This is a genomic window from Pseudomonas sp. AS2.8, assembly GCF_014190935.1.
Lineage (GTDB): Bacteria > Pseudomonadota > Gammaproteobacteria > Pseudomonadales > Pseudomonadaceae > Chryseomonas.
In genome coordinates this window covers 1,338,933-1,359,607 of sequence record NZ_JACHVV010000001.1, presented here as the reverse complement: position 1 = coordinate 1,359,607, position 20,675 = coordinate 1,338,933, and the positions used below count along the sequence as shown (strand labels likewise).

Here is a 20,675-nt window from a genome sequence, read left to right as displayed (position 1 = left end):
GCTTCCTTCACGTCTTGTCGATGACCAGCAGGCGCTGGCCGGCGCGGATCGGCGAGCCGGGCTGGACCTGCAGGTCGTGGATCCGGCCGCTGCACGGGGCGAGCAACGGAATTTCCATCTTCATGGACTCCAGGACCAGCAGCGGCTGGCCGGCTTCCACCTGGTCGCCCGGCTGCACCTGGGTCTGCCAGAGATTGCCGGCCACCGGACTTTCCAGGGCCAGCTGGTGGCTGGCGAGAGGCGCATCTTCGGTGGCTTCGACGGCGGCCTCCTGGCTGTCGAAATGCGCCTGGCCGGAATCGATCCAGCGCTGCCGCTCGGCGGCGAAGGCGCTCTGCTGGCGCCCGCGGAAGGTAGCGATGCCCTCGGCTTCACGGGCCAGGAAGGCCTGATAGTCAGCCAGGGACAATTCGCTCTCTTCGATGCGCAGCGGCACGCGACCCAGGGGGAAGTCGGCACGGATGCGCAGCAATTCTTCCGCCGAGACTTCGTAGAAGCGGATCTGATCGAAGAAGCGCAGCAGATAGGGCTGGCCGTGGAAGGCCTCGACCTCGCGATAGCGATTCCACATCTGCAGGGTGCGCCCGACGAACTGGTAGCCGCCGGGGCCTTCCATGCCATAGACGCAGAGATAGGCGCCACCGATGCCCACCGAGTTTTCCGCGGTCCAGGTGCGCGCCGGGTTGTACTTGGTGGTGACCAGCCGGTGGCGCGGATCTAGTGGGGTGGCCACCGGGGCACCCAGATAGACATCGCCCAGGCCCATCACCAGGTAGCTGGCGTCGAAGACGATGCGCTTCACCGCCTCCAGCGAGTCCAGATCATTCACCCGGCGGATGAACTCCAGGTTGCTCGGGCACCAGGGCGCGTCCTTGCGCACCGTGGTGGTGTATTTCTCGATGGCCAGGCGGCAGGCCGGATCGTCCCAGGACAGCGGCAGGTGGACGATGCGCGAGGGCACCCGCAGGTCCTGGGCATCGCCCAGCGCCTGCCAGCAGCGACTGACCGCCGCCAGCAGCTCCGTCAGGGGCAGCGCCTCGGGCTGATAGTGCACCTGCAGCGAACGGATGCCGGGGGTGAGCTCGCACAGCCCCGGCAGCGCCAGGGCGGCCAGTGCCTGCATCAGGCCATGGCCGCGGAAGCGCAGGGCCAGGTCCAGCTCCGCTGGGCCGATCTCCAGCAGCAGATGGGTATCCCCGGACAGCCGCGCCACCAGGCGCTCGGCGCCCTGGCCCAGGTCCAGCACCACGGGATCGCCGCGCTCGGGCGTGATGGCGATCTCCGCCTGCGGCTGCAAGCTGCTTTCCTCGGCCAGGCGTGCCTGTTGCATGCGCCGCGCGGTGGCCAGGTCCACCGGCAGGAAGCGCAGCCGGTCACCGGCCTTGAGCTGGCCCAGTTGCCAGAGATCGGCTTCGATCACCGTGACCGGGCAGACGAAGCCGCCCAGGCTGGGGCCGTCCGGGCCGAGGATGACCGGCATGTCGCCGGTGAAGTCCACGGCGCCGACCGCATAGGGATTGTCATGGATGTTGGAGGGGTGCAGGCCGGCTTCGCCACCGTCTTCGCGGGTCCATTCCGGCTTGGGCCCGATCAGGCGCACGCCGGTACGACTGGAATTGAAATGCACCTCCCAGTCGGTGGCGAGAAAGAGGTCCAGATAGGCCGGGCTGAAATAGTCCGGCGCGCCATGGGGGCCATAGATGACGCGCAGGGTGCGGGTCTCGGCCAGTTGGGTGGTCAGTGCGACGGGTAGCCGGGCCTCCGCATGCGCGTCGGTCAGCGGGTGCAGGTGCAGCACGTCGCCGGCGCGCAGGGCGCGGCCACCGTGACCGCCGAACTGGCCAAGGGTGAAGGTGCTGCGACTGCCTAGGTACTCGGGCAGGTCCAGGCCGCCTCTCAGGCAGAGATAGCTGCGGGCGCCGGCGCCGGTGATGGCGCCCAGGTGCAGGAGGGCACCGGCAGGCACGCGAAAGACGCTGTCCATGGCCTGGGGCTGGTCATCCAGCAGGATCGGCAGCGCCGCGCCGGTAACCGCCACCACGGCCTCGGTGTTGAATCTCAGGGTGGGACCGGCCAGGGTGATTTCCAGGGCGGCCGCGCGGCCGTCGTTGCCGAGCAGGCGATTGCCCAGGCGCAGGGCGCGGTCGTCCATGGGGCCGGAAGGGGGAATGCCCACCGACCAGTAGCCGAGGCGCCCGGGGGCGTCCTGCACCGTGGTCTGGGTGCCGGCGCTGAGCACCTCCAGGGTGGTGGCCTGGTAGGTCAGGCCTTCCAGGCAGCGGGTCCAGGGCTGGCCGGAGGCGAAGGGCGTGGCGGCCAGGATCTGCCGCAGGTAGTCGCCATTGGTTTCCACGCCATAGAGGCGGGTCGCGGCCAGGGCCTGGTCGAGACGCTGTCGGGCGGCGTCGCGGTCAGGTGCCCAGGCGATGACCTTGGCCACCAGGGGATCGAAATAGGGCGGGATTTCGCAGCCGGCCTCGACCCAGGTGTCCAGGCGCAGCGCCCGGCCCTCCGCCGGTGGGAAGTCGACCTGGGTCAGCAGGCCCGGACTGGGCTGGAAGTCGCGACCCGGGTCTTCCGCATAAAGTCGCGCCTGGATGGCATGCCCCTGGGGGCGAAGCTCCTTGGCCAGCTCGGCCAGTGGTGGCAGGTCGCCGGCGGCCAGTTCGATCATCCAGCGCACCAGGTCCACGCCCCAGACCTGCTCGGTGACGCCGTGCTCGACCTGCAGCCGGGTGTTCACCTCGAGAAAATAGAAGCGGTCGGCGGCGCTGTCGTAGACGAACTCCACGGTACCGGCGCTGCGATAGCTTACCGCGCGCGCCAGCTCCAGCGCGGCGGCGCAGAGCGCCTCGGCCATGCCGGCCGGCAGGTTGGGCGCCGGGGTTTCCTCCAGCACCTTCTGGTTGCGGCGTTGCACCGAGCAATCGCGCACACCCAGCGCCAGGACCTCGCCCTGACCATCGCCGAACACCTGCACCTCCAGGTGCCGCGCCCGCTCGATGTATTTCTCCAGGAAGACGCCGGCGTCGCTGAAGTTGTTCTGGCCCAGCCGGCGCACGGCGTCGAAGGCCTCGGCGAGTTCGGTGTCCGTGCGGCACACGCGCATGCCAATGCCGCCACCACCGGCGGTGCTCTTGAGCATCACCGGATAACCGATCTCATGCGCGGCCGCCAGGGCCGCGTCCAGGGTCTCCAGCAGCTCGGTGCCCTCCAGCAGCGGCACGCCCTGGGCGCGCGCCAGGGCCCGCGCCGTGTGCTTGAGTCCAAAGGTGCGCAGTTGCTCGGGGGTGGGACCGACGAAGGCGATGCCGGCGGCTTCGCAGGCTTCGGCGAAGGCGGCGTTCTCGGAAAGGAAGCCATAACCGGGGTGGATGGCCTGGGCGCCACTCTGGCGCGCGACCTCGAGCAGCTTGGCGGTGTCCAGGTAGGTGGCCGCGGCGGCGCCTTCGCCCAGGCTGAAGGCCTGGTCGGCTTCGCTGACATGGCGGCTGGCGCGATCGGCTTCGCTGTAGACGGCGACAGCGGCGACGCCGAGGTCGCGCAGGGTGCGCTGGATGCGGCAGCTGATGGCGCCACGGTTGGCGATGAGCAGGGTGGTGAACATTCGAGGCGTCCTCGAAGGCGGCGGGCCGTCCCGCCAGATAAAAGCTCCCGGGGTCGTCCCCAAGAGGCCGCGCGAGGGCGGTAGGTCAGTCAGCGGCTAGCGCTTGCCGCGGTAGCCGTAGCGTCCGGCGCGGACTTCGCACAGCCGATAGAGCTGCGGCCGCAGCCACTGCCAGAGCTGGCGTGCGCGGGTCAGTCCCATAGCAGCACCTCCGCCGGGGTGGGATTCCAGCCGTTGCAGGGATTGTTGAGTTGCGGGCAGTTGGAGATCAGCAGGATGACGTCGGTCTCGGCGCGCAACTCCACGTACTTGCCGGCGCCGGAGATGCCATCGGCGAAGGTCAGGCCGCCGTCGGCGGTCACCGGCACGTTCATGAAGAAGTTGATGTTGGCGCCGATGTCGCGCTTGCCCAGGCGCCCGTCATGGCCACCGGCGCAGAGGAAGTTGTCGCGGCAGCTGTGCATCTGCCGACGGTCCAGGGCGTAGCGCACCGTGTTGCTCTCCTGGGAGCAGGCGCCACCCAGGGTGTCGTGGCGGCCACAGGTGTCGGCGACGATGGTCAGCAGGGGATTGCCCAGGTTGGAATAGAGCACGCTGCCGGTCGACAGATAGACCCGGCCCTGGCGTCTCAGGGTGCGTTGGGGATCGTAGCGTTCCTGGGGATTGGCGGCGGCGTAGAAGAGGGTGTCCACCGCCTGGTTGCCTTCCAGGTCATGGATGCGCAGGGTCTGGCCGGCCTTGACCTCCTTGAGGTAGGGCGCTCCGGCCGGCAGGACGGCGCGGTAGCTGGCATCTTCCGGGCGTTTGGTGCTGGCGATCAGGGTCATGGCGGGGCCTCAGAGGAAGTAGCGGGCGGTGTTCTGGAAGGCGCGCTCGTTTTCCGGGCGCGAGGTGCGGCAGCGGTCGGCCACCTCGGGCGCGGCGCGCAACTGGGCGAGATCCACCGGGCGCGGTGCATAGACCGGATCCGGGTCCAGCGGATGCTGCAGGGCGGTCAGCACCACCAGGGTGTTCATGGGCGCATGCAGCTCGACCAGATCGCCGGCGCGGGAGTTGCCGGGCACGAAGGCAAAGGCGCCCTCGGCATCCACGTCCACCCGACTGAACAGATTCAGGGTCATCAGCAGGTCTTCCAGCCCCAGGCCCCACTTGGCCAGCTCCACCAGCAGGTTGTCGGTGCCGTTGCGGTGGAAGCCGTTGCGCAACTCCTGGTAGCGACCCGCGCCGTATTTATCGGCCACCTCGGCGGCATTGGCCACGCCGCCAAAGCTGTCGTGCCAGCCGCAGGTGTCGCGCACCACGGCCGCCAGCACCCGCCCCATGTCGGAATAGAGGCAGTGCCCGGCGGTGAGGCGGGCGGTGTGCTGGCCCTTGAGGGTATCCGGCAGGTTCAGCCGCTCGCTGCGGTCATCGGCATTGAACAGCAGCAGGCTGACATTGGCGCCGCCTTCCACATCGGTCAGCCGCAGGGTCTGGCCGCGGCGGAGGATGAAGGAGGCGGTACCGCCGCCGGGGACACGTTCCTGGTAGAGCAGTTCGTCAGTCATGGGCAACCTCGTCAGGTAAGGGCCGGCCGCGCCCCGGCCGCATGCACGGGCCGGGTCTTGGCGGTCAGGGGCAGGTCGTAGGTGATGCGGGCGCCATAGGCGCCAGGGGCTTGCGGATCCTGGCGGACCTTGTCGAACACCAGCACCCGGGTGGCCAGGCTGAAGCCCTCGTGCAGGTCATGGGTGACCATGAACACCGTGAGCGGGCGCTCGTGCCAGAGCTCCAGCAGCAGGGCGTGCATGTCCTTGCGGATGCCGGGGTCGAGGGCGCCGAAAGGCTCGTCCAGGAGCAGGATGCGCGGCCGGACGATCAGCGCCTGGGCGATGGCGAGGCGCTGCTGCATGCCGCCGGACAGCTGCCCCGGGTACTTGCCCAGCGCCTGGCCCAGGCCGACGCGTTCGAGCAGGGCGGCGGCCTGTTCCCGGGCCTGGCGCTTGGCGGTGCCCAGCAGCCGGCCGAGCAGCGGGGACCTGGGCAATTCCAGGCCCAGGGCGACGTTGTCCAGCACGCTCAGGTGGGGAAAGACCGAATAGCGTTGGAAGACCACGCCCCGCTCGGGATCCGGTTCCGCCGACAGCGGCTGACCATCGATGCGGATCTCGCCGCGGCTGGGGCGCTCCTGGCCGAGCAGCAGGCGCAGGAAGGTGGACTTGCCACAGCCGGAGGCACCGACCAGGGCGCAGAATTCGCCTTCGCGCACCTGCAGATTGAGGCCCTCGAGCACCACCTGCTCGCCGTAGCGTTGCCAGAGATTGCGGACCTCGATCATCAGCGACCCTCCCCATACCAGGGAAAGGCGCGCCGCGTCAGCAGGCGCAGGCCGGCGTCCAGCAGCCAGGCCAGCAGGGTGATCCAGGCTACATAGGGCAGGATCACGTCCATGGCCAGATAGCGCCGCACCAGGAAGATGCGATAGCCCAGGCCATCGGTGGCGGCGATGGCCTCGGCGGCGATGAGAAACAGCCAGGCGGCGCCCAGCTGCAGCCGCAGGGCGATGAGCAGGCGCGGCAGCAGCTGCGGCAGCACCAGGCGCAGGATCACCGTCCAGCTGTTGGCGCCCAGGGTCTGGGCCTTGATCAGCAGCTCGCGGGGCAACTCCCGGGCGCGCTGGTCCAGCTCGCGGATCAGCACCGGGGTGACGCCCACCACGATCAGCATCACCTTGGCCAGTTCACCGAGGCCGAAGACGATGAAGAGGATCGGCAGGATCGCCAGGGGCGGGATCATCGAGAGCACCGTCACCAGTGGCGACAGCGGCGCCCCGACCAGGGGCAGGCTGCCCGCGGCGATGCCCACCACCAGGGCGATCAGCGCGGCGATCCCCAGGCCCAGCCCCAGGCGTTGCAGGCTGGCCAGGGTGTCCTGCCAGAACGGATAACCCCCGGTGCGCACGTCGGCGGTAAAGGCCAGGCGCTGCACCGCATCAGCCATCTGCGCCACGCTGGGCAGCAGCTTGTCGTTGGGGTTCTCCGCCAGCCGGGTGGCCGAGCCCACCAGATAGAGCAGGGCGAGCAGGGCGAAGGGCAGCAGGACCAGCAGGAGCCGGCCGCCCCGATCGGGATGCCGATTGATGAAGCGCATGGGCGTCGTCCTCGCGGCGGGGCTCAGAGCTTGCCGTCGGCGGCCAGCTGTACGAAGGTCGGATCGAAGCGCAGCTTGAGATTGCCCGCGTCCCCACTGGTCTTGCCGCCCGGATAGGCGATGCCGATGGCCTCGGCGCTGGGCGCGCCCTGGCCCAGCAGGCCATGTTCGAAGGAGAAGTGGGCGATGCGCTGCATGGTGGTCGGCAGCGCGGGGTCCTTGACGAAGGCCAGGGCCTCGACAGGCGTGGCGAACAGCCGGGTCTTGTCGAGTTGCGCCTGGAAGCCGGCGAGGTCGGTGCCCGAGGCCTTGGCCATGGCTTCCAGGGCCGCCTTGCCCTTGGCGTCGCCGGACCGCATCAGCGCCAGCATCTCGAACCAGGCACCGGTCAGCGCCTTGCCCAGGGCCGGGTTGTCCTTGAGCGTGGCGGTGTTCACCACCAGCATGTCGAGGATCTCGCCGGGAATCTTGCTGGAATCGAACACCTCGGTGGTGTCGGGCTGGGCCTTGATCTCGGCCAGCAGCGGATTCCAGGTCACCACGTTGCGCACGTCGGCGGTCTGGAAGGCGGCCACCATGTCGGCGTCGGAGGTGTTGACGGTGGTCAGGTCCCTCTCGCTCAGACCCACGCTCTGCAGCGCCCGCGCCAGCAGGTAGTGGGAGACGGAGAACTGCACCAGGTTGACCTGCTGGCCCTTGAGATCGGCCAGGGTCCTGCCCTTGCCCTTCATCACCACGCCGTCGTTGCCGTTGGAGTAGTCGCTGACGATCAGCGCCGTGCTGTCCACGCCGCCGGCGGCCGGAATGGTCAGGGCGTCCATGTTGGTCATGGCGCAGCCGTCGAACTGGCCGGTGGTGTATTGATTGATGGATTCGACGTAGTCGTTGAGCTGCACGACGTCGATGTGGATGCCGTATTTCTTGGCCCACTTGTCGATGATGCCCTGGGCCTGGGCTTCGCCCCAGGGCATCCAGCCGGCATAGATCGTCCAGCACACCTTGAAGTCGTCGCGCGGCGCCGCCTGAGCGGTGGCACCAAGCAGCAGGGAACAACCGAGAACGAGCGAGGCGAGCAGGGGATGGCGCATGGGACCTCCAATAGGATGGACGACGGGACAGGAGCACGCGACTGGCGCTGTGTCTCCCGGGCTTTTGTCCCGCCGTGTAACCCCATCAGAGGTCGACGACTCTCGGACCAGACACCCGCACGAGCGAGTCGGAACCCTAGTCATCCATTGCAGATTGTGGTGCATCAAACCGGCTGGCCGGTGCTCCTGCACGCTGTGGCTTCTGCCAGATGCGTGCCAGTTGCCGCCAGGCCCCGAGCCAGGTGGATTTCTCGCCGGGAAGATGAGGCTGCAACCCTCGCGTCGCCCCGTTGCAGTGCGTCCGGGGCGGCAGGGTGCACCGCTTTGACTCAGCGCCCCAGGGCGGCGATCAGCGCGTGACGGAAGGCATTGACCGCCGGCGGCAATTCGCGACCCGCCATGCTCTGCAACTCGATCCGCCGCGCCGACAGGCCCTCGTCCAGCAGGGGCAGGGCCACCAGCTGGCCTTCGCGCAACCGGCTGCGCAGGCTCAACTCGCTGAACAGACCCACCCCGGCACCCAGGGCAGCGAAGCGATAGAGCGCCTGCATGTTGTTGCTTACCAGCACCGGTTCGAAGGACAGGCCCTGGACGCCACAGCAGATGTCGAACAGCTGGCGGATCGTGGTATCCGGCGTCGGTAGCGCCAGGGGATAGGGCTGCAGATCGACCAGGGCCAGGCCGGTGCGGCTGGCGAGCGGATGGTCGGGGACGACGATCGCCATGATGGCGCCGCTCAGGGTGGCCTCGACGCGGATGTCCGGCTCGGGTCTCAGGCTGAAGGTCAGCCCCAGGTCGGCATCGCCTTCCTGGACGCGGCGGGTCACCACGGCGGGGGCGCAGACCTCCAGGGAGAAGTGGATGCCGGCATAGCCCTGGCGAAAGGCGGCGATCACCTCAGGCAGGAAGTCCAGCGAAAAGCCTTCGGTGGTGGCCAGGCGTACCTGGCCGCGGCGCAGGTCGGCCAGGCCGCGCAGTTCCGCCGCCACCTGCTCGCTGGCCAGCTGCGCCTTGCGCGCGTGCACCGCCAGGCGTTCGCCGGCGGCGCTGGGCACCACCCCGCGAGCGCGGCGTTCGAGCAGCGGCGTCTCCAGCTCGCGCTCCAGCTTGGCGATCTGGCGACTCACCGCACTGGCCGCGACATTGAGCCGTTGAGAGGCTTCGCTGATGGAGCCGCAACGCACCACCTCGAGGAAATAGCGCAGGGCAGTGGACTGGATTCCGTAGGGCTGCATGGGGCCTCCTTTGCCGAAAAGGCATGGCTCGCATCTAAATATTCTGCTTGTGGCATGGGATGGCAAGACCTAGAGTCGGGCCAAGAGACCAAATAACAGGTGTCAGCTGTTCCTCCTTTCCCGCGTTTCGCGGACCTGCCTTTGACCAACCACCGCCCCGGAGACAGACGGCATGGGACTCAAAGGTTTCGCTTGTGGCATCGCGCTTTCCACTCTTCTGGCCCAGAGCCAGGCCTTCGCCGGCAAGGCCGACGACACCCTGGTCTACGCCTCCGACACCGAACCCGAAAACGTCAGTCCCTACCACAACGATGCCCGGGAAGGGGTGATCCTCGCCCACCTGGCCTGGGACACCCTGATCTACCGCGATCCCCAGACCGGTGAATACCGGCCGATGCTGGCCACGCGCTGGGAGCAGGTCGATCCGCTGACCCTCGACTTCGATCTGCGTCAGGGCGTGACCTTCCACAACGGCGATCCCTTCACCGCCGACGACGTGGTCTTCACCTTCAACTACGTGGCCTCGCCCGAAGGCAAGGTGGTCACCCAGCAGAACGTCAACTGGATCAAGAGCGCCGAGAAGCTGAGCGAATACAAGGTTCGCCTGCACCTCAAACAGCCATTCCCTGCAGCGCTGGAGTACCTGGCCAATCCCTTGCCCATCTATCCCGGCAAGTATTTCCAGAAGGTGGGCCTGGCGGGCTTCGCGCAGAAGCCGGTGGGTACCGGGCCTTATCGCATCGTCGCGGTCAACAGCGGCCAGGGGGTCACGCTGGAGCGCAATCCGGACTATTTCAAGGACAGTCCCCAGGGTCAGCCGCGCATCGGCCACATCAAGTTCCGCGTCATCCCCGACGCCGAGACCCGGCTCGCCGAGCTCATGACCGGTGGCATCGACTGGGCCTGGCGCGTGGCGCCGGACCAGGCCGAGCAACTCAAGGCCGCGCCCAACCTCACCGTGGAGAGCGGCGCCAGCATGAGGATCGGCTTCCTCAGCATGGACGCCCAGGGCGCCTCCAGCCCGGATTCGCCCTTTGCCAAGGCCGAGGTGCGCCAGGCGGTCAACTACGCGATCAACCGCAAAGCCATCGCCAGTCAGCTCATGGGGGGCGGCAGCCAGCCGCTGCAGGTGGCCTGCTATCCGGAGCAATTCGGCTGCGATGCCAAGGCGGTGCCGGGCTATGCCTACGACCCGGCCAAGGCCAAGGCGCTGCTCAAGGCCGCCGGCTATCCCAACGGCTTCAGCACCGAGATCTTCGCCTACCGCGATCGTGACGTGGTGGAGGCGCTGATCGGCGACCTGCGTGCGGTGGGCATCGACGCCAAGCTGCGCTATCTGAAATACGCCGCCCTGCGTGACCAGCAGCGCGCCGGCAAGGTGCCCATGGCCTTTCTCGCCTGGGGCTCCTTCTCCATCGCCGATGCCTCGGCGGCCACCGGCGTGTATTTCAAGGGCAATGCCGACGACGTGGCCAAGGATCCCCAGGTGATCGACTGGCTCAAGGTGGCCGACACCGCCATGGATCCGGCGGTGCGCAAGGCCAACTACCGCAAGGCGCTGCAGCGAATCGCCGAGCAGGCCTACTGGGCACCGGTGTTCAACTATTCCATCAACTACGCCTTCACCTCGGACCTGGCCTTCCAGCCTTATCCGGACGAATTGCCGCGATTCGCCCTGGCCCACTGGAACTGATCCGTCCCGGCGCCCCGCACGGGGGCGCCTTCAGAACCTGTTCAAGAGCTCGCGAGCTAGAGCCAAACAAGGCGAAAAAGCCTGAGGAAGCGGAGTTTACGAATGGTAAATGAGCATTCCGAAGGCCTTTTCAACGCCGTTTGGCCGACGCGCAGCAGCGCTTGAACAGGTTCTCAGCCGAGGAGCCGAACATGTCCGCATACCTCCTGCGCCGCCTGGGTATCGCCCTGGCCGTGGCCTTTACCGTTTCCCTCATCAGCTTCTTCCTGCTGCACCTGTCCGGCGACCTGGCCACCGCCATCGCTGGCCCCGAGGCCACCGCCGAGCAGATCGAGGTGGTGCGTCATCAGCACGGACTCGATAAACCCCTGGCGACGCAGTACGTCGAGTGGATCGGGCAGCTGCTGCGGCTGGACCTGGGCCAGTCGTTCTTCTTCCAGGAATCGGTGCGGGATCTCATCGCCAGCCGCCTGCCCATCACCCTGACCCTGGGCGCCATCGCGCTGCTGGTGGCGCTGCTCATCGCCATCCCGCTCGGGGTGCTGGCCGCGGTCCGGCGCGACACCTGGATCGACCGCCTGGCGCTGACCCTGGCGACCTTCGGCCAGGCGATGCCCAGCTTCTGGTTCGCCCTGGTGCTGATCGTCATCTTCGCCGTCACCCTGAAATGGCTGCCGGTGTCCGGCAATACCAGCTGGCAGCACTTCATCCTGCCGGCGATCGCCCTGGGCTACTACGCCACCCCCTCGCTGATGCGCCTGACCCGTGCCGGGATGCTCGATGTGCTGGGCGCCGACTACATCCGCACCGCCCGGGCCAAGGGCCTGAGTCCGGCGCGGGTGCTGTTCAAGCACGCCCTGCGCAATGCGCTGATCCCGGTGGTGGCCCTGGCCGCGGTGGAGTTCGGCTTCATGCTGGGCGGCTCGGTGGTGATCGAGGCGGTGTTCTCGCTGCAGGGCATCGGCCAGCTGGCCTGGGACGCCATCGCCCGCAACGACTTCCCGGTGGTGCAGGCCATCGTCCTCTTGATCGCGTTGATCTACATCGTGCTGACGCTGGTGGCCGATCTGCTCAACGCCTTGCTCGACCCGCGCATTCGCGTGCGCTAGGAGACTCCATGACCGTCGCCAATCCCTTCGTGCTCGACGACTATCTCCCGCCGCGTCCGACCCTGGGCCGCCAGCTGCGCCGCTGGTTCGGCCACCGCGGCTTCGCCCTCGGCGCCGTGCTGCTCGTCGGCATCCTGTTCGCCGCCCTGGCCGCGCCCTGGCTGGCGCCCCACGATCCCTATGCCCAGGACGTGATGCAGCGGATGAAACCACCGGTATGGATGGCCAAGGGCACCTGGGCCCATCCGCTGGGCACCGACAAGCTCGGCCGCGACTACCTCTCCCGCCTGCTCTATGGGGCGCGCATCTCGCTGTTCATCGGCCTGGCCGCGGCGCTCATCTCCGGCGCCATCGGCACCCTGCTCGGGGTGCTCGCCGGCTACTACGGCGGCAAGGTCGATGCCCTGGTGAGCTACCTGGTGACCACCCGCCTGGCCCTGCCGGTGGTGATGGTGGCCCTGGCCGCCGCGTCCCTGGTGGGTGGCTCGCTGCAGGTGGTGGTGATCCTGCTCGGCTGCCTGCTGTGGGATCGCTTCGCCGTGGTGGTGCGCGCCGCCGTGCAGCAGATCCGCGATGCCGAATACGTCGCCGCCGCCCAGGCGCTGGGCTGTTCGCCCTGGCGGGTCATCGTCGGCGAGATCCTGCCCAATGTGCTGGGGGCGCTGATCGTCGTGATCACCCTGGAGATGGCCCACGCCATCCTGCTGGAGGCGACCCTGTCCTTTCTCGGCGTGGGCGTGCAGCCGCCGCTGCCGTCCTGGGGGCTGATGATCGCCGAGGGCAAGCCCTACATGTTCTTTTCGCCCTGGGTGATCGCCATTCCCGGCATCGCCCTGATGCTGCTGGTGCTGGCCATCAACCTGGTGGGTGACGGTATCCGGGACCTGGCCGCGCCCAGCGGGCGCAACTAAAGCGGAGGACTGACCATGGCACTGCTCGACGTTAAAGACTTGCGCATCGATATCCCCCTGGGTGATGACACCCTGCACGCCGTACGCGGCCTCGACCTGCAGGTGGAGCGGGGCGAGATGCTCTGCCTGGTGGGCGAATCCGGCTGCGGCAAGTCGCTCACCTCCCTGGCGCTGATGGACCTCCTGCCGCGCCAGGCCCGGCGCCAGGCGGCGCGCCTTACGCTGGGCGAGCACGACCTGCTGACCCTGGGCGAAAAGGGCATGCGCGACCTGCGCGGCAATCGCCTGGCGATGATCTTCCAGGAGCCCATGACCGCCCTCAATCCGGCCTACAGCATCGGCGACCAGCTCGCCGAGGTGCTGCAGCGCCACCGCAGGCTGGACCGCAAGGCCGCCTGGGCCCGCGCCGAGGCCATGCTGGAAAAGGTCGGCATCAGCAACGCCGGCGAGCGCCTGCGCCAGTATCCGCACCAGCTCAGTGGCGGGTTGCGCCAGCGCGTGGTCATCGCCATGGCGCTGCTCTGCGAGCCGGACCTCATCATCGCCGACGAACCGACCACGGCGCTGGACGTCACCATCCAGGCGCAGATCCTGCACCTGCTGCGCGATTTGCAGCGGGAATTCGGCACGGCCATCGTCTTCATCACCCACGACCTGGGGCTGGTGGCGCGCATCGCCGACCGGGTAGCGGTGATGTATGCCGGCCAGATCGTCGAGCAGGCACCGGCCACCGAGCTTTTCGCCGCCCCCCGACATCCCTATACCCGCGGCCTGCTGGCGAGCATCCCGGTACCGGGCCGGACCCGTCCCGGGCAGCCGCTGGGCGCCATTCCCGGGCTGGTCCCCAGCCTGGTCGGCGAGCAGCACGGCTGCGCCTTTCGCAATAGATGCCCACAGGCGGTGGCGGCCTGCGCCGACAGCGTGCCCTTGCTGGCGGAGGGCGCGCACCTGGCGCGTTGCCACTTCGCCCTGCCCAGCGAACCCCTGCGCCGGGTCGGAGGTGTGCGATGAGCCGCGAGATCGCCCTGGAGCTGTGCGACATCCGCCGCGAATTCACCCTAGGTCGCGGCCTGTTTCGCCCGTCGGCCACCCTCAAGGCGGTGGATGGCATCTCGCTGCGACTCTATCGCGGCGAGACCCTAGGGCTGGTGGGGGAATCGGGGTGCGGCAAGAGCACCCTGGCCAAGCTGCTGCTGGGGCTGCTGGCGCCCACCAGCGGCGACATCCTGGTGGGCGGCGAGCACCTGCGCGGGGTGGATCGCAAGCGCATGGCCCGGCACATCCAGCCGATCTTCCAGGACCCTTATTCGTCGCTCAATCCGCGCAAGACGGTGCGCGAGATCGTGGCGCTGCCGCTCAAGGTGCATGGCCTGGGCTCGGCTGCGGAACAGCAACGGCGGGTCGCGGAGATGCTCGACGTGGTCGGTTTGCCGCGGCGCGCCGCCGACAGCCATCCTGGCCAGCTCAGTGGCGGCCAGCGCCAGCGGGTAGCCATCGCCCGCGCCCTGGTGATGCGTCCGGACGTGCTGATCTGCGACGAACCCACCTCGGCGCTGGACGTCTCGGTGCAGGCGCAGATCCTCAACCTGCTGCTGGAGCTCAAGCGCGAATTCGGCCTGACCTATCTGCTCATCAGCCACAACCTGGCGGTGGTGGAGCACCTGGCCGACCGGGTGGCGGTGATGTACCTCGGCAAGATCGTCGAGGAGCGCGAGCGGGCGGCGCTGTTCGCCCAGCCGGCGCATCCCTATACCCGGGCGCTGCTGGATGCGGTGCTCACCCCCGATCCGGCGCTGGGGCTCCCGGCGCTGGGCCTCGGCGGCAGCTTTCCCAATCCCATCTCGCCGCCCAGCGGCTGCGCCTTCCATCCCCGCTGCCCGCGCTGCTTCGGCCCCTGCGCCGAGCGCTATCCGGAACGCGAAACCATCCCCGGCGGCAGCAAGCGCTGCCACCTGCCCGAACCCGCCTGACCCCGGAGTCCGCCATGACCAGCCGTACCCATGCCCTTGAGCTCGCCGCCGCGCACTTCGACAGCGGCGCCTTCCGTGCGCGGCTCGCCACCGCGGTGGCCCATCCCACCGAAAGCCAGGAACCCGAGCGCCAGGCGGAGCTGCAGCGCTACCTGGATGAATTCATCGGCCCCTATGTCGCCAGTCTCGGCTTCAGCAGACGGCGGCTGGATAACCCGGTCGCCGGCAAGGGGCCCTTGCTGATCGCCGAGCGCATCGAGGACCCGACGCTGCCGACCCTGCTCAGCTATGGCCACGGCGACGTGGTGCGGGGCGACGCCAGTCGCTGGCGCGAGGGCCTCGCGCCCTGGACGCTGGTGGAGCAGGGCGAGCGCTGGTATGGCCGCGGCACCGCCGACAACAAGGGCCAGCACCTGCTCAACCTGGCGGCGCTGGAGCAGGTGATCGCCGCGCGCGGCGGACGCCTGGGCTACAACGTCAAGCTGCTGCTGGAAATGGGCGAGGAGATCGGCTCGGTCGGCCTGCGCGCCTTCTGCCAGGAGCAGCGCCAGGCCCTGGCCGCCGACCTGTTCCTCGCTTCCGACGGTCCGCGGGTCTCGGCATCCCGCCCCACGCTGTTCCTGGGCGCCCGCGGCACCTTCAATTTCGATCTGCACCTGGAGCTGCGCGAAGGCGGCCACCACTCCGGCAACTGGGGCGGACTGCTGGCCAACCCCGGCATCATCCTCGCCCATGCGCTGGCCAGCCTGGTGGATGCCCAGGGCCAGATCCAGGTCAAGGGGCTCAAGCCCACCGAGCTGCCCGCACCGGTGCGCCGTGCCCTGGCCGACATCGAGGTGGGCGGCGCGCCGGGCGATCCGGCCATCGATCCCCATTGGGGCGAGCCCGGGCTGACCCCGGCCGAACGCGTCTACGGCTGGAACACCTTCGAATTGCTGGCCTTCACCACCGGCAATCCCGAGGCCCCGGTGAACGCCATTCCCGGCAGTGCCCGTGCCCACTGCCAGATCCGCTTCGTCGCCGGCTGCGACTGCACGACCTTCATTCCGCTGATCGAGGCGCACCTGGCCGAACGGGGTTTCGCCGCGGTGCGGGTCTCCCGCGCCAAGGACGAGATCCTCCACGCCTCGCGGCTGGACCCGGAGAATCCCTGGGTGGACTGGGCCCTGACGTCCCTGACCCACACCCTGGGCGAGAAGCCCGCCTTGCTGCCCAATTTCGGTGGCGGCTTGCCCAATGACATCTTTGCCGACATCCTCGAGCTGCCCACGCTGTGGGTACCCCATTCCTATCCCGCCTGCTCCCAGCACGCGCCCAACGAGCATCTCCTGGCCCCGGTCGTGCGGCAGGGGCTGCAACTCATGGCCGGGCTGTTCTGGGACCTGGGCGATCGCTGGAGCCGCAGCTGATGCCCCTTGCCAAGACCGATGCCCTGGAGTGGCTCGCCACCCAGCGCGAGCCGATGACCCGCCTGCTGCAAGGCCTGGTCGATACCGATTCCAACAGCTACGACAAGGCCGGCGTCGATGCCGTCGGTGCGGTGCTTACCGCCGCCTTGGCCGAAGACGGCATCGAGGTCGTCCGGACACCGGTGGCCGACTTCGGTGACGTCCTCGCCGCCCAGGTGGGGCCTGCCACCGGCGCCGCGGTGTTGCTGCTGGGCCATCGCGACACCGTCTTTCCGCCGGGTACCGTGGCCAGCCGCGGCTTCACCCAGGATGCCAGCCAGGCCTATGGTCCCGGCGTCGCGGACATGAAGGGTGGCCTGGTGGCGAGTTGCTTTGCGCTGCGCGCGCTCAAGCGCGCCGGCGAGTTGCCGTTTCCGGTACGGGTGCTCTACACCGGCGACGAGGAGATCGGCTCAGGCACCGCCCGCCCGCACCTGGAAGCGGCGGCGCGCGGTGCCCGAGCCGTGCTCAACTGCGAGCCCGGACGGGTCAGTGGCAACGTGGTCAAGGCGCGCAAGGGCGGCGCCACCCTGGTCATCAACGTGAGCGGTCGCGCCGCCCATGCCGGCGTCAGTCACGCCGAGGGCGCCAGTGCCATCCAGGCTCTGGCGCTCAAGGTGGTCAAGCTGCACGCCCTGACCGACTACGAGCGCGGCATCACCACCAATGTTGGCCTCATCGAGGGCGGCACCTCCAGCAATACCGTCGCGCCCAGCGCCACCGCGCGCCTGGACGTGCGCTTCGTCGCCCTGGCCGACTGGCCCGAGCTGCAGGCGCGCATTGAGGCCATCGTCGCCGAAGTGGAGGTACCGGGGACTGCCGCCCGCGTCGAGCCCAGCTGCCTGTTCCTGCCCATGGAAGAGCACCTGAGCCACGACCTGCTGGCGCTCTACCAGCGCGAGGCGCAGGACCTCGGCTTCAGCGTCGAGGGCGAATTCACCGGCGGTTGCGCCGACTCCGGGTTCACCGCCAGCCTGGGCGTGCCCACCCTCTGTGGCCTGGGTCCGGTTGGCGCCAAGGCGCATACCGAGGCGGAATTCCTGGTGCTCGACACCCTGGTCCCGCGCACCCAGGCGCTGGTGGCGACCATCCTGGCCCTGGCCGTAAAGGCCTGATCCTCTTGCCGGTTTCCGAAACAGGTGCGACGCCTAGCCGACGAGGGCCACACGTGGCGGCTTTGGGTCTTCGAACCATCGACCCATAGCTGCCCTTGGTTCGGGGCAACAATCGGCCAGAATCCGACATTGCCGGCGAAGACCTGCATTTCGATGACAGGGGCGGTAGGGCAGCCCTTCGTCAGCGAGACGAAAGGCTCTTCCTTGACAGCCAGGTTGTCTGGGCAAATACTCGCCAGGATATTCATATAGATGACTAGATAACAAGGTGAATAAAGTCGATGAATTCCTTGTCCAGTGATGCCCGACTGCCGCTGTACCAGCGCCTGCGTGACCATTTGGCTGAGCAGATCGCCAATAATCGCTGGCGTCCGGGGGAGGCGATCCCTACCGAAGCGGCGCTGTCTGCGGAATATCAACTGTCCACCGGCACGGTGCGCAAAGCGATTGATGCGTTAGTCAGTGAGGGCATTCTGGAACGGCAGCAAGGGCGCGGGACGTTCATTCGACGGGCGCAGTTTCAATCCTCCCTGTTCCGTTTCTTCCGATTCCAGACTGTTTCCGGTGAGCGCCAGGTCCCGGAGAGTCGCATCCTCTCGATCGAGCCCGTTGCGGCACCTTCGGCCGTAGCGCAAGCGCTAGGGTTGCCCGCCGATGCGCCGGTCATTCGTATTGTCCGTGTGCGTCTGCTCGATGTTAAGCCGGTACTCGCCGAAGAAATCTGGTTGCCCCGCCAGCGGTTTCAGGCGCTGCTGGAGATCGACCTCAGCCGGGAAGGGCCGCTGCTGTATCCGATCTACGAAGAAGTATGCGGACAGGTCGTTGCATCGGCAGAGGAAACGCTGACCGCTGAATCGGTGAATGACGTGCAGGCCCGATTGCTCCAGGTAGCGGTCAACAGTCCGGTGATCGTGATCGAGCGTTTGGCTCGCGATTACGCGGGTAACCCGCTGGAATGGCGTCGCTCGCGCGGCCACGCGGAGCATTTCCGCTACCGCGTGGATATTCGCTAACGCCTGTCTGGGTAGCGAAGCCTTCTGCGGCGGCTCGATCGCCGCCCGATTGCTGTCTGTTTGCCAACGTTGACCCTGTCGCGGCGGGGTTGGGCGTCGGCTGCCTGGCAGTAGCACCTATAAGGATAAGAATCATGTTCAGCTGGTATCGCCAGATCACTCCTCGTGAGCGCAAGACATTCTGGGCCTGCTTCGGCGGATGGTCGCTCGACGCGCTGGAAGTACAGATGTTCGGTCTGGCGATTCCGGCGCTGATCGCCGCTTTCGCGCTGACCAAGGGCGATGCCGGATTGATCAGCGGCGTTACCCTCGTCACCTCGGCACTCGGTGGCTGGGTGGGTGGGACGTTGTCTGACCGCTACGGCCGTGTGCGCACGTTGCAGTCGATGATCCTGTGGTTCTCGTTCTTCACCTTTCTCTCGGCTTTCGTCACGGGCTTCAATCAGCTGTTGGTGGTCAAGGCGCTGCAGGGTTTCGGGCTTGGCGGGGAGTGGGCGGCCGGCGCGGTGCTGATGGCCGAGACGATCAATCCGCACTATCGCGGCAAGGTCATGGGCACTGTACAAGGTGCCTGGGCGGTGGGTTGGGGCCTGGCGGTCGGGGTGTTCACGCTGATCTATACCTCGGTGCCGCAGGACATGGCCTGGCGGGCGATGTTCCTTGTCGGGTTGCTGCCGTCGCTCCTGATCCTCTGGGTGCGTCGTAACGTCGAGGAGCCGGACAGCTTCCGGCGTCTGCAAGAAGACAACGCCATTCCGCAGAGTTTCTTCAAATCGCTCGCGGGCATCTTTCGCCCGGAACTGATTCGCGTGACCCTGTTTGGCGGGCTGCTGGGACTGGGTGCGCACGGTGGCTATCACGCGGTAATGACCTGGCTACCGACTTTCCTCAAGACCGAGCGCAATCTGTCTGTGCTGAACTCGGGCGGCTATCTGGCGGTGATCATCTTCGCCTTCTGGTGTGGTTGTGTGGCCAGCGGTTATTTGATCGATCGCCTTGGCCGTCGTAAGAACATCGTGCTGTTTGCCCTGTGCTGCGTGGTCACGGTGCAGTGCTATGTATTTTTGCCGCTGACCAATACGCAGATGCTGTTCCTGGGGTTCCCGTTGGGGTTCTTCGCCGCCGGTATTCCGGCCAGTCTGGGAGCGTTCTTCAACGAACTTTACCCTGCCGATGTACGCGGCGCCGGCGTTGGCTTTTGCTACAACTTTGGCCGGGTGCTGTCCGCTGTCTTTCCATTCCTGGTCGGGCACATGAGTGATTCCATGTCGCTGGGTTCGGCGATAGGTATCGATGCCGGAATCGCCTACGGCGTGGGAGTGCTTGCCGCACTTTGCCTGCCTGAAACCCGGGGCAGGGACCTTGCAGCCAATGCCACCTCCGTTCCGGCCAATATCAACGGCAATCAGCGCGCTCGGGCGTGATGATCCCAACCTTCAGTAGATAAAACCCATGTCAGCTCCACGCCCCAAGTCGATCACCGGCATTGACGCCCATGCCCATGTGTTCAGCCGTGATCTGCAGCTGATCGGCGCACGGCGCTACAGTCCTGAGTACGACGCCACGCTCGACCAGTACCTTGAGCATTTGCAAACGCATGGTCTGAGTCACGGTGTATTGGTGCAACCAAGTTTCCTTGGCACCGACAATAGCTACCTGTTGGCGGCGTTGAAGCAAGCACCTCGGCAGTTGCGCGGTGTGGTAGTGCTGGAGCCAGGCATCAGTCGTTCCACCTTGAACGACATGGCTCAACTGGGCGTGGTCGGCGTGCGCCTGAACCTGATCGGCAAGGCGTTACCTGATTTTCGTGACAGTGCCTGGCAAGGATTCTTCAGGGATATCGCGGATCTCGACTGGCATGTCGAGTTGCACCGGGAAGTCAAGGATCTGCCGGGCTTGATCCAGCAACTGACGCCGTTCGGCGTGAAATTGGTGATCGATCACTTTGGGCGGCCGGACGCGAATGCGGGTCTCGATCAGCCCGGGTTTGGCGAGTTGCTTGAGGCCGGATCGAAAGGTTCGATCTGGATCAAGGTATCGGGAATCTATCGTCTGGGAGGTACGCCACGACAGAACCTTGATTTCGCTCGAAGGGCATTACCGTTGCTGGAAAAAAGCTTTGGCCTGCATCAGTTGGTATGGGGTAGCGACTGGCCCCATACGCAGCATGAGCAAAGCATAGCTTTCGCCACCGTCGTCGAACAGTTGCAAGCCCTGGAGCTTTCGGCGCAAGCCAGCGCCTCGCTGCGGGTGCAAGCGCCTCGCAGGTTATTTGGTTTCTAGAAAGACGAACGCTGCAACTTAGCCGTTGCAGATGCCATTCACCTCATCCACTTACAAGAGTTTGGCACCAGCCC

At 67.2% G+C, this 20,675-nt stretch carries 17 protein-coding genes and 1 riboswitch; of the genes, 10 read left to right on the top strand and 7 right to left on the bottom strand.

Going from position 1 to position 20,675, the window contains the following annotated elements:
* Positions 1–7: 7 nt before the first annotated feature.
* From uca to FHR73_RS06140, 7 genes are all read right to left on the bottom strand, one after another.
* Complete coding sequence (gene uca / locus FHR73_RS06170) at positions 8–3,607, bottom strand: urea carboxylase (protein WP_183630028.1); 3,600 nt, start codon at positions 3,605–3,607, stop codon at positions 8–10.
* Between the two features lie 191 nt (positions 3,608–3,798).
* Positions 3,799–4,434, bottom strand: coding sequence for an urea amidolyase associated protein UAAP2 (locus FHR73_RS06165; protein WP_108581726.1), 636 nt, complete (start codon positions 4,432–4,434; stop codon positions 3,799–3,801).
* A gap of 9 nt (positions 4,435–4,443) precedes the next feature.
* Entirely contained in the window at positions 4,444–5,154 is a 711-nt protein-coding gene (locus tag FHR73_RS06160; protein ID WP_183630027.1) for an urea amidolyase associated protein UAAP1, read from the bottom strand.
* An 11-nt stretch (positions 5,155–5,165) separates the two neighbouring features.
* Positions 5,166–5,924, bottom strand: coding sequence for an ABC transporter ATP-binding protein (locus FHR73_RS06155; protein WP_183630026.1), 759 nt, complete (start codon positions 5,922–5,924; stop codon positions 5,166–5,168).
* Positions 5,924–6,736: an ABC transporter permease gene (locus FHR73_RS06150; protein ID WP_027599335.1), complete on the bottom strand. Its 813-nt coding sequence runs from the start codon at positions 6,734–6,736 to the stop codon at positions 5,924–5,926. Before FHR73_RS06150 ends, FHR73_RS06155 begins: the two co-directional genes overlap by 1 nt.
* A 23-nt stretch (positions 6,737–6,759) precedes the next feature.
* Positions 6,760–7,824 carry a putative urea ABC transporter substrate-binding protein gene (locus FHR73_RS06145; RefSeq protein ID WP_183630025.1) on the bottom strand — a complete coding sequence of 355 codons (1,065 nt, stop codon included), beginning with the start codon at positions 7,822–7,824 and terminating at the stop codon, positions 6,760–6,762.
* A 51-nt stretch (positions 7,825–7,875) separates the two neighbouring features.
* A riboswitch (guanidine-I (ykkC/yxkD leader) is annotated at positions 7,876–7,975 on the bottom strand.
* Between the two features lie 178 nt (positions 7,976–8,153).
* Complete coding sequence (locus FHR73_RS06140; protein ID WP_183630024.1) at positions 8,154–9,059, bottom strand: LysR family transcriptional regulator; 906 nt, start codon at positions 9,057–9,059, stop codon at positions 8,154–8,156.
* A 172-nt stretch (positions 9,060–9,231) separates the two neighbouring features.
* On the opposite strand from FHR73_RS06140, the gene FHR73_RS06135 reads away from it, so the two are divergent.
* The 10 genes from FHR73_RS06135 to FHR73_RS06090 all read left to right on the top strand — a co-directional run bounded on the left by FHR73_RS06135 (position 9,232) and on the right by FHR73_RS06090 (position 20,601).
* Positions 9,232–10,752, top strand: a complete 1,521-nt coding sequence (locus FHR73_RS06135; protein ID WP_183630023.1) for an ABC transporter substrate-binding protein — start codon at positions 9,232–9,234, stop codon at positions 10,750–10,752.
* 191 nt (positions 10,753–10,943) lie between these two features.
* Positions 10,944–11,861 (top strand): ABC transporter permease, encoded by a 918-nt coding sequence (locus FHR73_RS06130; protein WP_183630022.1) that lies wholly within the window; start codon positions 10,944–10,946, stop codon positions 11,859–11,861.
* Positions 11,862–11,869: 8 nt separating this feature from the next.
* A complete protein-coding gene (locus FHR73_RS06125; RefSeq protein ID WP_183630021.1) occupies positions 11,870–12,772 on the top strand; it encodes an ABC transporter permease in 903 nt (300 codons plus the stop codon).
* Positions 12,773–12,787: 15 nt separating this feature from the next.
* Complete coding sequence (locus FHR73_RS06120) at positions 12,788–13,783, top strand: ABC transporter ATP-binding protein (protein ID WP_183630020.1); 996 nt, start codon at positions 12,788–12,790, stop codon at positions 13,781–13,783.
* Positions 13,780–14,742, top strand: coding sequence for an ABC transporter ATP-binding protein (locus tag FHR73_RS06115; protein WP_183630019.1), 963 nt, complete (start codon positions 13,780–13,782; stop codon positions 14,740–14,742). The genes FHR73_RS06120 and FHR73_RS06115 overlap by 4 nt, the downstream gene beginning before the upstream one ends.
* 14 nt (positions 14,743–14,756) lie before the next feature.
* Positions 14,757–16,151 (top strand): M20 family metallopeptidase, encoded by a 1,395-nt coding sequence (locus tag FHR73_RS06110; RefSeq protein ID WP_183630018.1) that lies wholly within the window; start codon positions 14,757–14,759, stop codon positions 16,149–16,151.
* Complete coding sequence (locus FHR73_RS06105; RefSeq protein WP_183630017.1) at positions 16,151–17,305, top strand: M20 family metallopeptidase; 1,155 nt, start codon at positions 16,151–16,153, stop codon at positions 17,303–17,305. Before FHR73_RS06110 ends, FHR73_RS06105 begins: the two co-directional genes overlap by 1 nt.
* A gap of 281 nt (positions 17,306–17,586) precedes the next feature.
* On the top strand, positions 17,587–18,318 hold the full coding sequence (locus tag FHR73_RS06100; RefSeq protein WP_183630016.1) for a GntR family transcriptional regulator: 732 nt from the start codon (positions 17,587–17,589) through the stop codon (positions 18,316–18,318).
* Positions 18,319–18,452: 134 nt separating this feature from the next.
* Positions 18,453–19,742 carry an MFS transporter gene (locus FHR73_RS06095; protein WP_183630015.1) on the top strand — a complete coding sequence of 430 codons (1,290 nt, stop codon included), beginning with the start codon at positions 18,453–18,455 and terminating at the stop codon, positions 19,740–19,742.
* A 28-nt stretch (positions 19,743–19,770) separates the two neighbouring features.
* Positions 19,771–20,601, top strand: coding sequence for an amidohydrolase (locus FHR73_RS06090; RefSeq protein ID WP_183630014.1), 831 nt, complete (start codon positions 19,771–19,773; stop codon positions 20,599–20,601).
* The last annotated feature ends 74 nt before the right edge of the window (positions 20,602–20,675 follow it).

Coding starts and splice junctions, on each gene's coding strand:
- FHR73_RS06105 (WP_183630017.1), top strand. CDS start 16,151: ATGCCCCTTGCCAAGACCGATGCCCTGGAGTGGCTCGCCACCCAGCGC.
- FHR73_RS06110 (WP_183630018.1), top strand. CDS start 14,757: ATGACCAGCCGTACCCATGCCCTTGAGCTCGCCGCCGCGCACTTCGAC.
- uca (WP_183630028.1), bottom strand. CDS start 3,607: ATGTTCACCACCCTGCTCATCGCCAACCGTGGCGCCATCAGCTGCCGC.
- FHR73_RS06155 (WP_183630026.1), bottom strand. CDS start 5,924: ATGATCGAGGTCCGCAATCTCTGGCAACGCTACGGCGAGCAGGTGGTG.
- FHR73_RS06090 (WP_183630014.1), top strand. CDS start 19,771: ATGTCAGCTCCACGCCCCAAGTCGATCACCGGCATTGACGCCCATGCC.
- FHR73_RS06145 (WP_183630025.1), bottom strand. CDS start 7,824: ATGCGCCATCCCCTGCTCGCCTCGCTCGTTCTCGGTTGTTCCCTGCTG.
- FHR73_RS06120 (WP_183630020.1), top strand. CDS start 12,788: ATGGCACTGCTCGACGTTAAAGACTTGCGCATCGATATCCCCCTGGGT.
- FHR73_RS06150 (WP_027599335.1), bottom strand. CDS start 6,736: ATGCGCTTCATCAATCGGCATCCCGATCGGGGCGGCCGGCTCCTGCTG.
- FHR73_RS06165 (WP_108581726.1), bottom strand. CDS start 4,434: ATGACCCTGATCGCCAGCACCAAACGCCCGGAAGATGCCAGCTACCGC.
- FHR73_RS06160 (WP_183630027.1), bottom strand. CDS start 5,154: ATGACTGACGAACTGCTCTACCAGGAACGTGTCCCCGGCGGCGGTACC.
- FHR73_RS06135 (WP_183630023.1), top strand. CDS start 9,232: ATGGGACTCAAAGGTTTCGCTTGTGGCATCGCGCTTTCCACTCTTCTG.
- FHR73_RS06095 (WP_183630015.1), top strand. CDS start 18,453: ATGTTCAGCTGGTATCGCCAGATCACTCCTCGTGAGCGCAAGACATTC.
- FHR73_RS06130 (WP_183630022.1), top strand. CDS start 10,944: ATGTCCGCATACCTCCTGCGCCGCCTGGGTATCGCCCTGGCCGTGGCC.
- FHR73_RS06100 (WP_183630016.1), top strand. CDS start 17,587: ATGAATTCCTTGTCCAGTGATGCCCGACTGCCGCTGTACCAGCGCCTG.
- FHR73_RS06115 (WP_183630019.1), top strand. CDS start 13,780: ATGAGCCGCGAGATCGCCCTGGAGCTGTGCGACATCCGCCGCGAATTC.
- FHR73_RS06140 (WP_183630024.1), bottom strand. CDS start 9,059: ATGCAGCCCTACGGAATCCAGTCCACTGCCCTGCGCTATTTCCTCGAG.
- FHR73_RS06125 (WP_183630021.1), top strand. CDS start 11,870: ATGACCGTCGCCAATCCCTTCGTGCTCGACGACTATCTCCCGCCGCGT.